13 protein-coding genes, 1 tRNA gene and 1 rRNA gene are annotated in these 14,380 nt (G+C 42.8%); 10 read left to right on the plus strand and 5 right to left on the minus strand.

Annotated features, from left to right (window positions below):
• Positions 1–906, minus strand: a 16S ribosomal RNA gene (locus DP116_RS15895); the annotation flags it as partial.
• A gap of 334 nt (positions 907–1,240) precedes the next feature.
• Here DP116_RS15895 and glyQ point away from each other — a divergent pair.
• The 7 genes from glyQ (at position 1,241) to DP116_RS15930 (ending at position 9,336) form a co-directional block, all read left to right on the plus strand.
• Positions 1,241–2,119: a glycine--tRNA ligase subunit alpha gene (gene glyQ, locus DP116_RS15900; protein WP_169156112.1), complete on the plus strand. Its 879-nt coding sequence runs from the start codon at positions 1,241–1,243 to the stop codon at positions 2,117–2,119.
• A gap of 302 nt (positions 2,120–2,421) precedes the next feature.
• A complete protein-coding gene (locus DP116_RS15905; RefSeq protein WP_169156113.1) occupies positions 2,422–4,779 on the plus strand; it encodes a ComEC/Rec2 family competence protein in 2,358 nt (785 codons plus the stop codon).
• A 103-nt stretch (positions 4,780–4,882) separates the two neighbouring features.
• A tRNA-Ser gene (locus tag DP116_RS15910) sits at positions 4,883–4,967 on the plus strand.
• Between the two features lie 84 nt (positions 4,968–5,051).
• On the plus strand, positions 5,052–5,573 hold the full coding sequence (locus DP116_RS15915; protein WP_169156114.1) for a Ycf51 family protein: 522 nt from the start codon (positions 5,052–5,054) through the stop codon (positions 5,571–5,573).
• A gap of 66 nt (positions 5,574–5,639) precedes the next feature.
• A complete protein-coding gene (locus DP116_RS15920; protein WP_169156115.1) occupies positions 5,640–6,815 on the plus strand; it encodes an iron-containing alcohol dehydrogenase family protein in 1,176 nt (391 codons plus the stop codon).
• A 170-nt stretch (positions 6,816–6,985) separates the two neighbouring features.
• The gene (locus DP116_RS15925) at positions 6,986–8,170 is read left to right on the plus strand and encodes an aspartate aminotransferase (RefSeq protein ID WP_169156116.1); all 1,185 of its coding nucleotides are present in this window, start codon (positions 6,986–6,988) and stop codon (positions 8,168–8,170) included.
• Positions 8,171–8,277: 107 nt separating this feature from the next.
• The gene (locus DP116_RS15930) at positions 8,278–9,336 is read left to right on the plus strand and encodes a 1-acyl-sn-glycerol-3-phosphate acyltransferase (RefSeq protein WP_169156117.1); all 1,059 of its coding nucleotides are present in this window, start codon (positions 8,278–8,280) and stop codon (positions 9,334–9,336) included.
• Positions 9,337–9,348: 12 nt separating this feature from the next.
• Here DP116_RS15930 and rppA read toward each other — a convergent pair whose 3' ends face one another.
• Complete coding sequence (rppA, locus tag DP116_RS15935; protein WP_169156118.1) at positions 9,349–10,050, minus strand: two-component system response regulator RppA; 702 nt, start codon at positions 10,048–10,050, stop codon at positions 9,349–9,351.
• Positions 10,051–10,117: 67 nt separating this feature from the next.
• Between rppA and hisG the strand changes: the two genes are divergently transcribed.
• Positions 10,118–10,762: an ATP phosphoribosyltransferase gene (gene hisG / locus DP116_RS15940; protein ID WP_169156119.1), complete on the plus strand. Its 645-nt coding sequence runs from the start codon at positions 10,118–10,120 to the stop codon at positions 10,760–10,762.
• A 54-nt stretch (positions 10,763–10,816) separates the two neighbouring features.
• Here hisG and DP116_RS15945 read toward each other — a convergent pair whose 3' ends face one another.
• The 3 genes from DP116_RS15945 to DP116_RS15955 form a co-directional block, all read right to left on the minus strand.
• Entirely contained in the window at positions 10,817–11,113 is a 297-nt protein-coding gene (locus DP116_RS15945; protein WP_169156120.1) for a hypothetical protein, read from the minus strand.
• Positions 11,085–11,642, minus strand: a complete 558-nt coding sequence (locus tag DP116_RS15950) for a hypothetical protein (RefSeq protein WP_169156121.1) — start codon at positions 11,640–11,642, stop codon at positions 11,085–11,087. Before DP116_RS15950 ends, DP116_RS15945 begins: the two co-directional genes overlap by 29 nt.
• 609 nt (positions 11,643–12,251) lie before the next feature.
• Positions 12,252–13,208, minus strand: coding sequence for an aldo/keto reductase (locus tag DP116_RS15955; protein WP_169156122.1), 957 nt, complete (start codon positions 13,206–13,208; stop codon positions 12,252–12,254).
• Between the two features lie 96 nt (positions 13,209–13,304).
• On the opposite strand from DP116_RS15955, the gene DP116_RS15960 reads away from it, so the two are divergent.
• Both DP116_RS15960 and DP116_RS15965 read left to right on the plus strand, forming a co-directional pair.
• On the plus strand, positions 13,305–13,901 hold the full coding sequence (locus tag DP116_RS15960; protein WP_422614232.1) for a DUF1802 family protein: 597 nt from the start codon (positions 13,305–13,307) through the stop codon (positions 13,899–13,901).
• A 270-nt stretch (positions 13,902–14,171) separates the two neighbouring features.
• Positions 14,172–14,380, plus strand: a 209-nt coding sequence (locus tag DP116_RS15965; protein ID WP_169156127.1) for a hypothetical protein, incomplete at its 3' end; no start/stop codon positions are given.

Here is a 14,380-nt window from a genome sequence, read left to right on the forward strand (position 1 = left end):
TTAAACCACATACTCCACCGCTTGTGCGGGCCCCCGTCAATTCCTTTGAGTTTCACACTTGCGTGCGTACTCCCCAGGCGGGATACTTAACGCGTTGGCTACGACACTGCCCGGGTCGATACGGGCAACGCCTAGTATCCATCGTTTACGGCTAGGACTACTGGGGTATCTAATCCCATTCGCTCCCCTAGCTTTCGTCCCTCAGTGTCAGTTGCGGTCCAGCAGAGCGCTTTCGCCACCGGTGTTCTTCCTGATCTCTACGCATTTCACCGCTACACCAGGAATTCCCTCTGCCCCTACCATACTCTAGTCTCTCAGTTTCCACTGCCTTTATCTGGTTGAGCCAGACTCTTTGACAGCAGACTTGAAAAACCACCTGCGGACGCTTTACGCCCAATCATTCCGGATAACGCTTGCATCCTCCGTATTACCGCGGCTGCTGGCACGGAGTTAGCCGATGCTGATTCCTCAGGTACCTTCAGTACTTATTCCCTGAGAAAAGAGGTTTACAACCCAAGAGCCTTCTTCCCTCACGCGGTATTGCTCCGTCAGGCTTTCGCCCATTGCGGAAAATTCCCCACTGCTGCCTCCCGTAGGAGTCTGGGCCGTGTCTCAGTCCCAGTGTGGCTGGTCATCCTCTCAGACCAGCTACTGATCGTCGCCTTGGTGCGCTCTTACCACACCAACTAGCTAATCAGACGCGAGCTCATCAAAAGGCAATTAATCTTTCACCCGAAGGCACATCCGGTATTAGCAGCCGTTTCCAACTGTTGTCCCGAACCTTTTGCCAGATTCTCACGCGTTACTCACCCGTCCGCCACTAAGTTCCGAAGAACTCCGTTCGACTTGCATGTGTTAAGCATACCGCCAGCGTTCATCCTGAGCCAGGATCAAACTCTCCGTTTTGATTCTCTGTGTAGATGGCGAACGAATCGCTTCTCTACTGCTCATCTAGCTGATTTTTCTTACCTTCAGCCTAGGTTTATTCTTTACTGACGCAAGGCTTGTAGTGTATACTAGCTTTCAAACTATAGGATTTTCAAGGTTCGTTGCCCTCGGCGTCGGCTTTGTTTGGCGTCCGCTCTTCCGGCACTTATTCAATATAGCGAACCCCCTTTTTCTTGTCAACTCTTTTTTCAAAGTTTTTTTGTTTTTTTTTTGAAAGTGCTCAAAACTCCCCACTATGACGGGTTTAGGCAAAAATGGGAGATGCACTTTCAGTCATGAAGGAAGAGTCATTGTGAATTTTCAGTCAGTTATAGCTATATTGCATAAGTTCTGGAGCGATCGCGGATGCCTTATTGCCCAACCCTACGACATAGAAAAAGGAGCAGGCACTAAAAACCCCCACACTTTTTTAAGAGCGCTGGGACCTGAACCGTGGGCTGTCGCTTACGTTGAACCTTGTCGCCGTCCTACTGATGGACGTTACGGCGAAAACCCTAATCGCTTCCAACACTATTACCAGTACCAAGTTCTGATTAAACCTTCACCAGACAATATTCAAGAAATTTATCTTGATTCCTTAAGAGCTTTGGGGATTCGTCCTGAAGATCACGATATCCGGTTTGTAGAAGATAATTGGGAAGATGCAACGGTAGGAGCTTGGGGAACGGGCTGGGAAGTCTGGTTAGATGGAATGGAAATCACCCAATTTACATACTTTCAGCAATGCGGAGGCATTGATTGCCGTCCAGTCTCTATTGAAATGACTTATGGCTTGGAAAGATTGACTATGTATCTCCAAGGAGTAGAAGCAATCACCAAGATTGAATGGATGGACAACATCACATATGGAGATGTTCACCTCCAAGGAGAAATTGAGCAGTGTGTTTACAATTTTGAAGCCTCAAATCCGGAAATGCTGCTCACGTTATTTAACATGTACGAGCAGGAAGCCCAGCAACTGACTGAACGAGGATTGGTGTTACCTAGCCTGGATTATGTGTTGAAATGTTCACACACTTTCAACTTACTAGATGCCAGAGGAGTCATTTCTGTAACAGAACGAACTCGCTACATTGCAAGAATTCGACATTTAGCGCGCAAGATTGCGCAATTATATGTGGAACAGCGAGAAAAGCTGGGTTTTCCGCTTTTGAAAAAATCAGCTACTTAAGTGCATAGTCACTGAGAAAGCTAAGGAAGCGCAGATGAAGATAGGTCAATCTGTACTTCATCTGAAGAAAAACCACCATATTCTCAACCCAAGATTTCAAACTAAAGAAACTACAGGTATGAGTTTTTGGTAGATCTATTGCCAAAATAGTGAAGCGCTTGCAGACTGGAAGTCTGGGGCTATAGAAACAGAGCTTGTCTACGCAGGCTTAACATATAGAGTTTGCTTGCGTAGAAAATTTTCGGGCTTCTCGTCTACATAGTCACAAATTGTGTCTGCCAGGTGTTTGTGCAAAAACTCTGATGAATCAGGTAAGTGGTGTCATAATCTGTCTTGGCTACATTCTAGGATTACTGTTTACAGCAGTTCCGTGGGGTGGCTTTTGGGTGTTGGGTTTGGGCGTAGTGGGAGCTATATTTTTTGGAAGAAAACGCCTTAACATACGGAAACATCTGCCAAAAAAGGAAAATTCTCAAGCAAAGACTAAGACAGCGCCACAATTATCGCAAACCAGTCCTCACGCTAGAGTTTGGCTTATTGCTGGTGTAATAGGTTTGTTGGCTAGTTTTTACTTTCAATCACGAGTTCCAACACCACAAGCCAACGATATCAGTAAATTCGTCCCGTCAGAAAATGGCAATAATCAAGAACAACTTTTTATTGTTCGCGGTAAAGTGCTTAGTAAACCCCGCATGACTCGCAGTCAGCGTGGACAGTTGTGGTTAGAAGCAACTCAGTTCGATGAGGTAAAAAATGAGAATGTTCCAGATGGTAGAACAAAAGGAGTCACAGGAAAATTATATGTGACTATGCCTTTACTTCAAACCACTGGATTGCATCCCACTCAACAAATTGCTGTGACTGGGGTTTTGTACAAACCAAAACCACCATTAAATCCTGGTGCTTTTGATTTTCAAAAATTTCTCCAGCAAGAAGGTGCATTTGCTGGTTTGAGTGGACGGCAAGTCAATATTCTGGATGAAGGAAAAACATGGGGATGGTGGAAAGTTCGAGAACGAATTGTGCGATCACAAGTTCGTTCGTTAGGTGTTCCAGAAGGCCCACTTGTAAGTGCAATGGTTTTGGGTAGCAAAGTCGTTGATTTACCTTACGAAACCCAAGACCGTTTTGTGCAGGTAGGACTTGCTCATGCTTTAGCCGCCTCAGGGTTTCAAACATCTTTAATTTTAGGTGTCATTCTAGGATTGACATCAAAAGCGAAAAAGGGAACCCAAATGATACTCGGGAGCATAGCTCTGCTTCTTTTCTTAACTTTAACAGGTTTACAAGCATCGGTACTTCGAGCCGTCATTATGGGCTTTGCCGCGCTTATTGGAATCGGATTAAGGCGCAAAGTCAAACAGTTGGGATCTCTGCTGGTTGCAGCAGTCCTATTATTGCTCTTTAATCCTCTATGGATTTGGGATTTGGGTTTTCAACTCAGTTTTCTGGCAACACTGGGGTTAATTGTAACAGTATCGCCAATAACAAAACGTTTCGATTGGTTGCCACCTATCATGACATCTTCAATTGCAGTCCCACTAGCCGCTGCAATTTGGACATTACCTCTTCTATTGTACGTCTTTAGTGTAGTAGCAATTTACACCCTACCAGCCAATATTATCTCCACACCATTAATTTCTGTCATCAGTATCGGTGGAATGATAAGCGCCCTAGTCAGCTTAATTTCACCTGAGCTTGGAAGCAGCTTGGCTGATTTGTTATATCATCCAACCCATTGGCTGCTAAAGTTGGTGGAATTTTTTGGCAGCTTACCAGGAAGTACAGTTGCTGTAGGTAGCATATCCCTTGGTCAGATGCTGGCAATGTACATATTGATTATCTTGGCCTGGGTGGTGCGTTGGTGGCAACAGCGGTGGTGGTTTTCTGCCATAATTGCATTGGGTTTGGTTTTTATCCCTGTTTGGCATTCTGCAAACACTTTGTTTCGGGTAACAGTGTTAGCAGCTGGTGGGGAACCAGTTTTAGTGATTCAAGACAAAGGGAAGGTCACACTCATAAATAGTGGAGATGAAGGTACGGGACGCTTCACTATACTGCCGTTTTTACAACAGCAAGCTGTGAATAAAGTAGATTGGGCGATCGCTTCTGATTTTCAACACAATGGCAATAATGCTTGGTTAGAGGTGTTGCAACGTTTGCCGATTGGAATTTTCTATGACTATTCTCCCAGGTCTGACAATGACACAACCAATCAAGTTATTCAAAAGGAAGTGCAAAACAGTAAAGGAATTTACCAACCTTTGTCAGTTGGTCAAACTATTAGTACTGGTTCGGTAGTCGCGCAATTAATCAACAACCAATTGCCCATCTTACAGTTGCAAATGTTCGGGCAAAATTGGCTGTTAGTGGGTCAGACCAAAACAACTGAACTGCTTAAACTACTGAATACTGGACGTTTAGTGCGTCCGCAAGTCTTATGGTGTCCTGGTGAGTCTTTAAAAGAATTAATTTCTGTTTTGCAACCGCAGGTGGCGATCGCAACCACTACCAATGTTGACCAAAAAATCCTATCTGAACTGAGCCAAACTCAGACAAAATTATTCTTTACAAGTAGAGATGGTGCTATTCAATGGACACCCAACGGACAGTTTGAGATATTTATCCAGGCAGGTGAAAACAAAACATCTATTTTGTGACACTCCCACGGCTACGGAAATATCGCACTACGTGCTTGCTCATTCGCTGTACAAAACTCGCACATGCATGATATGTTATTTATCATAGGAATGTTATGCCTCTGGAGAGGTGGCAGAGTGGTTGAATGCGGCGCACTCGAAATGCGTTTTAGGGCAACCTAACGGGGGTTCGAATCCCCCCTTCTCCGTTTAATAGCAATAATGTGGACAGAACTGACTAAAATAGGTGTAGCAAAAACGAATAAAGAAAACACGCCTAGTAGCTAACCTTTATGCTCACACCTGCTGAATTTCTCAAATACACCCAGTGGTCGGGTATTGCAACACTAGTGTTTGCTGTCTTGGCGATTGCGGGTTTTGTTTTCAAATGGGGCATTCGCTTTCGGCTTGTGGGTTCGACTGGGTTTATGGTAGTACTGACGGGTGGTCTATTTGCTTTATCATTGGCTCCTTTGTCTCGCACTGTGATTCCAGGTGCGGTGCGATATAGCCGGGTTTATGACAACGGAGGAACTCAAGTGGTCATTACTACCTCACCGCAAATTACCCCGTCAGAATTAGAAGCTACCCTACGTCAAGCAGCTAGTGATTTGTATTCTTATGGTCGCTTTGGTACACAGGCGGAAAACCAGTTGACCATTCGAGCACGCACTATTATCCACCCAGAACCAGAAATTTCTGTGCCACTTTACCTAGGTCAAGTGAAGCGATCGCTGTCTAGTCGTGAAGATTCTCAAATGACTATCGAGATCTACCAAGATAAATTTGCTCAATTACCACAAACCACCTCTTGAAAAGTGAGGATGAAGAGGTTCTCCAACACATTGAGAAGTGGTAGTGTTAATTTATTAATTAGTTCTATGTCTCATCAATCTACTGAAACCTTGTCTACTCAAACCTCTAGTCCATTACTCACTCTTTCTGTAGCTCCAGCAAGGGTTCTTCGTGGCTCGCACGTCTTGACACAGGCAAGTGATGTCATTTCTCAGTTGGGAAGTCGTCCTCTGATTATAGGAGGTGAATACACTCTGAGTGTTATTCAGCAGAGTCTGGAACAATTTCTCAAACAACCACGCTTGCATTTTACCCAAGCTTTCTATACTCCTGATTGTAGTGAAGCCAGCTTGAAAGCTTTACACAAAGCGGCAAAAGAGCATAAAGCTGATGTCATAATTGGGGTTGGTGGCGGTAAAGCACTGGATACAGCTAAGCTAGTTGCTTACAAGTTGCAGTTACCAGTCGTCACAATTCCCACGTCAGCGTCTACGTGTGCGGCTTGGACTGCCCTCTCGAATGTGTATTCTGATGAAGGGGCATTTCTCTATGATGTGGCATTGGCAAAGTGCCCTGATTTACTCATACTTGATTACGAGTTAGTAAAAACTGCACCACAACGAACACTTGTAGCGGGAATTGGGGATGCGATCGCCAAGTGGTACGAAGCTTCAGTCAGTAGCGGACACTCCGAACAAACCCTAATCATCGCTGCAGTACAACAAGCGCGAGTTTTACGGGATATCCTTTTCCAAAAATCTGCTGCTGCTGTTAAAGAACCTGGTAGCGAAGCTTGGCAACAAGTTGTAGATGCAACAGTTCTTCTTGCAGGAGTCATCGGGGGATTAGGAGGCGCACAGTGTCGTACTGTTGCTGCTCATGCTGTACATAACGGTTTAACTCACATTTCTAAAAGTGGCAGCATTCATGGTGAAAAAGTCGCTTATGGTATTTTGGTGCAACTGCGTTTAGAAGAAATAATACAGGGTAATCAGCTAGCAGCAGCTGCACGACAACAATTATTAAAGTTTTATGCAGAGATAGGATTACCGCAAAAATTGAATGATTTAGGATTAGGCAACATTAGCTTAAACGAATTACAAAAAGCTGCAGAAATTGCCTTAGCTTCTGATTCTGACATTCACCGACTTCCATTTAAAGTTGCACTGGAACAATTGATGGCGGCGATGGTTTCCACTACTGCGCCAGTAGAAGGAAGGAATCATACGGCTTTGACACCAATTGTGAATAAGGATGAGTGATGATGAAATCAGTGAACAGTGAACAGTTATCAAGATAATCAGCTTTTTTTATCTGATAACTGATAACTGTTGAATGGCATCAAATGCAGAAGGCAAAAGATAAATTACGAGTTATTACTCTTTGTTTTTCAGCTTTTATAATTTATAAGTTGTAAACCATAATTCCTTCGATGATATCAGATTGGATTGCTCCAGCGGAACGCATACAGAAATTACCACCCTACGTGTTTGCCCGTCTAGATGAACTCAAGGCGAAAGCACGAGAGCAAGGGCTAGATTTGATTGATTTGGGCATGGGAAACCCAGATGGTGCAACGCCGCAACCAGTAATAGAAGCGGCGATTAAAGCTTTGCAAAATCCCGCAAATCATGGCTACCCTCCTTTTGAAGGCACAGCGAATTTTCGCCAAGCTATCACAAACTGGTATCGTCGTCGTTATGGAGTCGATTTAGATCCAGATAGTGAGGTATTACCGCTTCTTGGTTCTAAAGAAGGATTGGCTCATCTTGCCATAGCCTATATTAATCCTGGGGACTTGATTTTAGTACCTTCTCCTGCCTATCCTGCCCATTTTCGTGGTCCAATAATTGCTGGAGGCAAAGTTCACAGCTTAATTCTCAAACCCGAAAATGACTGGCTGATTGATTTGGCTGCAATTCCTGATAGTATTGCTCAACAAGCAAAGATTCTCTATTTTAATTATCCCAGTAATCCGACAGCTGCCACCGCACCCCGTGAATTTTTTGAAGAAATTGTTGCCTTCGCCCGTAAATATGAGATTCTGCTCGTACATGACTTGTGTTACGCCGAGTTAGCTTTTGATGGCTATCAACCGACGAGTTTGTTAGAAATTGAGGGTGCTAAAGACATTGGCGTTGAGTTTCATACCCTTTCTAAAACTTATAATATGGCAGGTTGGCGCGTTGGTTTTGTGGTTGGTAACCGCCATATTATTCAAGGTTTGCGGACGCTAAAAACGAATTTGGATTATGGGATTTTTGCAGCATTGCAAACCGCAGCAGAAACTGCTTTGCAACTAAGCGATGATTATTTACATGAGGTACAAGAACGTTACCGTACTCGGCGTGATTTTCTCATTCAAGGCTTAGCAGAGTTAGGTTGGAATCTCAGCAAAACCAAAGCGACGATGTATTTGTGGGTTCCTTGTCCTGTTGGTATGAGTTCTACAGAATTTGCTCTCAAAGTCTTGCAGCAAACTGGGGTTGTGGTTACGCCAGGTAATGCTTTCGGGGTTGCGGGTGAAGGGTATGTGCGAATTAGCTTAATTGCGGAGTGCGATCGCTTGGGTGAAGCTTTGCACCGTTTAAAACAAGCTAATATCCGCTTCCATTGACAGACTCATCATCCAAACTATATGAGTCCAGAGTAAGATGGCAACTAAAAGTTTCTGAAGCTAAGATTATCGATTAATCGAATTCTTTCGGAAGCTACTCAGCTACTGTGATTAATCAACACTCTGATAACCTGTTGAACCTTCAATTGAAAAAAACATCAGTTGAGGATTACAAATTTGGCTGGTTCGATTGGTTTTGTCTGTGGTATCCTCCTGGTTGGCTGATTTTATTCAACCGACACTGGCAGCATTATCACAAAGATCCAGATGGTTGGAATTGGTTAGAATACGGATTATTTTTGATTCCCTGCGGATTTTACTTAGCACTTTTTATTCGTTGGTTGCGACTTGGCTGTCGTTCACCTCGTCGTCAGATAGGTGAATTTGACCCAAATTATCAAAAAGCTTTTCGAGACGAAATTATTGCTCCTATTGTTAAATATTATTTTCGAGGCGAGTTACACAAAATTGAGAATTTGCCACAAACAGGATCAATGATTGTGACAATGAATCATGCAGGAATGTGTTTTCCCTGGGACTTTTTAACGTTAGGTTACCTATTAAGTAAAGCACGAGGATGGTTGGTGCAGCCAATAGCTGGAGTCTCTTTATTTGATCATCATTGGATCGCTTGGTGGTTACCACCTGGATGGTCAAAAGTTTTAGGTGGTGTAAGAGCAGAATTAAATGATTTTAAGACTGTAATGCAAGAACGTAAGATTCTTTTGTATGCACCAGAAGGTTTACGCGGACCAAGAAAAGGTTGGGTAAAACGCTATCAACTAGAAAGGTTTGATTTGAGTTTTCTTCAATTAAGCCAACGTTATCAAATTTCGATCTTACCTGTTGTTTGCATTGGTAATGAGAATTTACATCCTTGGACTTTAAATATTAGAAAGTTGCAAAGGTTATTCAATTTACCATTTTTACCAATATCACCTTTGATGCCATTATTTATTCTCTTTCCATCAATGGGAGTTTGGGCGATGAGAAGTCGCTTGCGTTACTTTATTCAGCCTTTGTGTACAACTGAATTAGATGGTGAAGAGACGAAAAGAGCAGAGGGTTATCGTAAAGCACAACAGTTACGAGAAAAGTTGCAAAGTCAAATTAATCAGTTGTTAAGTCTTAAAATTAAGAGTGAGCAACAAGTTCAAAAAACATAACGCACTCTACTTTTATTCTCCAGTTCCTGGTGCAGAAGCACCAAATCGATATCCTTTGCCATAAACAGTATGAATTAAAGGTGTTTCACCAGCTTGTTCAACCTTGCGCCGTAGTAAACGAATTAATGCAGCAATGACATTGCTACTAGGTGGTTCGTCATCTGTCCAGAGATATTGGAGAATCTGCGCGTGAGTGAGCAGTTGTCCGGTGTTTTCCATAAAATATTGTAGAAGCTGACTTTCTTTTTCGGATAAGTCGATGATTCTGCCTTGACGATAGCCGACTTGGTTTTCGCGATCAAGTTCTAAGTCAGCGACAACAAGCCTTCGGGTTGTAGTACTGTGGCTTTGTGAACCGGAACGACGCAATAAAGCCCGAACTCGTGCTAGCAACTCCCGTAACTCAAAAGGTTTAACCAAATAGTCGTCCGCACCTGCATCCAAACCTTCAACTCTATCATCCAGAGTATCTTTAGCGGTGAGAAACAATACAGGCGTAGTATCCCCTTGGCGTCGTAATTCTTGACAAATTTCTAACCCTGTTTTTCCTGGTAGCATCCAATCTAGAAGCAGTAAGTCATAACTACCGCTTTGTGCAAGTTGGCTACCACTTGTCCCATCATAAGCCGCATCAACGCTATACCCCTCACGAGTTAACATGCGACTCAAAGGATCAGTTAATTCAACTTCATCATCAACAAGCAAAATTCGCATGGTGAGCTATTGTACTTAGCTATCAGATATTATTATTTTGCTGATTGCTGAGCGCTGATTGCTACTTATGCTGACTATTGCATTGCCGAAAGGGGAACTTCTTAAAAATAGCATCCGTATCCTACAAAATGTAGGATTAGATTTTAGTGCTTTTTTGGATTCAAGTAACCGCCAACTTCAGATTCCTGACTGTAGTAACAAAGCCAAAGGGTTACTGGTGCGGGCGCAGGATGTACCAGTATATGTAGAATATGGTCAGGCACAACTTGGTATCGTTGGATATGACGTGTTGCGCGAGAAAAAGCCACAAGTAGCCCACTTAGTTGACTTGCAGTTTGGTCATTGTCGAATGTCGGTGGCGGTGAAGCAATCAAGCCCTTACCGTTCGGTGTTAGAGTTACCACCTCATGGTCGAGTTGCTTCCAAGTATGTCAATAGTGCGCGAGAGTATTTCCACGGTTTGGATTTACCTGTAGAAATTGTACCGTTGTATGGTTCTGTGGAACTAGGTCCGATTACAGGGATGTCAGAAGCAATTGTGGATTTGGTTTCGACAGGACGAACCTTACGCGAAAATGGTTTGGTTGAAATTGAAACTTTGTTTGAAAGTACGGCAAGATTGATTGCTCATCCTTTGAGTTATCGATTGAATACAGATGATTTGCTTGGATTGGTTGAGCAATTACGCTCCAGTGGTCTGGCTACAGTTTAACTCTAGTACTTCACCAACCAATGCTAGCCCAAATTTGACCGCTATTGGTGACCGTTATTGGTTGGTGAAGATGCAGGGTGGTTTAATACAAACAGAGAAAAATGACAAGACTTTACACAAGGCGATAAGCCTCTGGCTTGATGCTACGCATATCGCAAATGGATAACCTGGAAGTATTCCCAGATAATTTTGCGTCTTTGCCCAGTCATAAGGAAAGCGCGAGCGTGTGTATTGTTGCAATGCTTGGTTGTAATAGTATATAGCTTGTTCCAAGTTATGAGATTTTTTGCCACGGATGCGTTCAGACAAAGCAAGCCCAAGATTATTTTGCGTCGTTCGTTGCCCATTCATAGGGAAAGCGATGCGGAAGCCGCCACCTCCGGTGATCGCGTGTAAAAACTGTAGCGGCTACTTGGTAACCTACAATCGCAATTTCCATATGACTTGCTGAGTTACCTTGCTCAAACCCCTGCACTAGGTTACTAAAATCAACAATAAACGCTGCAGTATATTGTGCTGATATTTCCTCCAAGTATGGCAGGGTACCCATTGCCCAAATTTGCAACACATAAGCCAAATTATCATTCAGCTTGTCCTGATTTGCTGCTAAAAACGGGTACATCACTTGCGGGTCAGGATTTTTTTCAATTGCTTCGAGTACATCAACTAAAAAAGTTTGATAAGCTTTCCATTTATGAGAAGTTGCTTGTACTCCCAAATAAGTAGCCAACTCATTTGTGAGATTTAATAACCAATCTGCAGTTAATTGGCGACTTTGGTTTGCCATATCCTCTGCGACTTGTTCGAGGGCTAGTAGCAAGGCTTCATCTATCACTTCTTTCTTCGCTGCTAAACCATCACTTGCTGATGAGTGGGGCAATTTAGCAGGGCTGCAATTGTATTTAAATAAGTCTGGATTATTGTTTCGTCTATATGACTTGCCAGTTGTAACTTTAGCACGTTTACTGATTTACAATTTTATTGTGCAAAATTTAACTGGGCGTTGTGACTGAAGAAAGAACTCAAAACTCAGAATTCAGGAAAGTAGGACTGTTGTGACGAATATCAACCAACGCTGAAAACGCGAAAACCTGGTCAGGAGGGACCAGGTTTTATGTAAAAAATTTCGTAGTGATCAAATTGCTATTATCGTTAAACAAATACAAACGTTCTGCTACTAGGGTTGACAAAAACACTAACAAACTCAGCATAACGAACGTTTTTCCGCTTTGGGATTTGGCTTCGCCTTTCAAGACAGGCGCTGTGCCACTTCATCATCAGACTTATGCTGATATTTGCTTGGGCTGATGACGGAAGGACACCGAGTCATTTGCCCTTTTCAGTTTGGTTGTGCCTTGTTTGGTGTCCTATTTATAAATTAGCACCTCAATATGAAATTGCTAGCAGTTGTTTACTGAAGTTAACAAGTTGTAGGACTTCTCAATAACACAATTGAGGCGCAAAGTATCGCGCCTCTACTTCAGGATTATCAAGCCCACATAACTGGGTTATCGTCTAAATGGTCGGTGACAATCCGCCCAATAACATCTATTTGGTGCAGATCTTCAGTGGAAAGTTGAACAGAAGCAGCTTGAGCGTTTGCGGTTGCTTGTTCGGGATAACGCGCACCGGCTATTGCATTACTTTGTGGTTGAGCAATTAACCATGCTAGCGCTAACTGGGCAAGGGTACAGTTGTGACGTTCTGCAATCGGGCGCAATTTTTCCAAAGCTTGTTGAGCTCGTTCAAAATTTTCTCCCTGAAATAGCTTATTCTTGGCGCGGTTATCTTGTGGGTCAAATTTGTGACCAGCTTCAAATTTTCCTGTCAACAATCCTTGAGCCAGAGGTGAATAAGCAATGATCGTAATCTTATGTTCGATACAATAAGGCAGAGCATCTTTTTCTACATACCGCCAGAATAAAGAATAGGGAGGCTGCAAGCTATCAATACGTCCGTACTGAGATGCTTCTTCCAACTGAGCACGTGAAAAATTGGAAACACCAATTGCCCGAATTTTCCCTTCCTTTTTGAGGTGATTAAGAGCGCTCATTGTCTCCTCAATTGGAACAACTTCAGAATTGAACGATCCAGCAGGCCAATGAATTTGGTATAAGTCTATGTAGTCAGTTCTGAGGTTTTTCAAGGAATGATTACAAGCCTCAATCACCTGGTTGTACTTGAGATGGTTAGCAAAAACTTTTGTGGCATACTCGACTTGATCTCGAACATCAGATAAAGCTTCAGCAACAATTCTTTCTGAGTGTCCGTCACCATAAACCTCAGCAGTATCAACTGTTGTAATACCAGCTTCAAATCCTGCTCGTATTGCTTTGATCGAGTCAGCGTCCTCAATTCCCACCCACATTTTTTTACCAGCTTGCCAAGTTCCTATGAGAATAGGCGTAATTTTGACATTCGATGTACCCAGGGTTCGCTTTTGCATAATGATTCCTTATCTATTTCTTAATTCATTTCTGTAGACAGTGACATAGTGTATCGGTCTTGGCGTCAAATTAAATCAGAGTTAAAGTAGATGCTTATGGAAGAACTGATTATGACGAATCATGCACTCAAAGAATGGGCAGTTGCCATCAATGCCTTAGAAACAGGCAAAACAATTATGCTCCTGCGCAAGGGTGGTATCCATGAACGTAATGGACGCTTTGAGGTTAACCACAAGCAGATTTTGCTTTACCCAACGTTTGAACATCAACAGCCTTTCTTGCTCAAACCCGAGTCTGCTAATTTGGTCATTCCGGTGACACCTGGTTGGCATCCAGAAACAGTTGGTATCAACAGTTGGGCTGAGATTACAGATATATTTCCAGTTAGTGAGGAGTCAGTGGTTAATGCTCTACTTCCATTCCATATTTGGAATGATAACTTTATTAGCGATCGCCTCAAATGGAAACCGCGTCAGCCATTGTACATTCTGCTGCTGCGGACTTACAAGCTCCCGCAAGAGCAGGAAATTCCCTATCACGCCAAATATGGTGGCTGTAAGTCATGGATTGACTTAGACCAACCAATTTCGTTACAAGGATCACAACCAATCTTGTCTTCTTCCATGTACGACCAATTAGTCGCCCAAATTCGCGACATTGTCAGTGATAAGTTATATGCCCCATCCATATAAAGGATAACTATCAAAAAAAGTACTCAAAAATACATCAATTTTTGTGAACCATAGGATAGCATTGGCAAAACGCAAGCTTGTTGCTGCGTTTTTTTCCGTAGACTTTCGTCTATAACGCGTCTAAGTCTTACATTCACTTTGAGTTCTGTGACTTGTATTGAGGTTAACAGGTGTGAAAAATACAAAAATTACCCCAAAAGGGCGATTTACATATTGACAGATGTCTGTAATTATGCTTACAAGCTAACTAACATAAATTAGGAGTTTGCCATGCATAGAAGAATGTGCTGGTTATCAAAGTTTGGCGACAGTGAGGAAAAAGTTTTGCACCTGCAAACTTCACCAAATGAACCTTGGCGTCCTTACACAGCCTTTGGGCAATATGCAGTTCCGGATTACAAAATACCAGGCGGTTCTAAGGGTTGGGCGACTTTCCAAAAACTCTCAAAAGAAGGTTGGACTTTGATACCAACTGCAAG

The organism is Brasilonema bromeliae SPC951 (assembly GCF_012912135.1).
GTDB lineage: Bacteria > Cyanobacteriota > Cyanobacteriia > Cyanobacteriales > Nostocaceae > Brasilonema > Brasilonema bromeliae.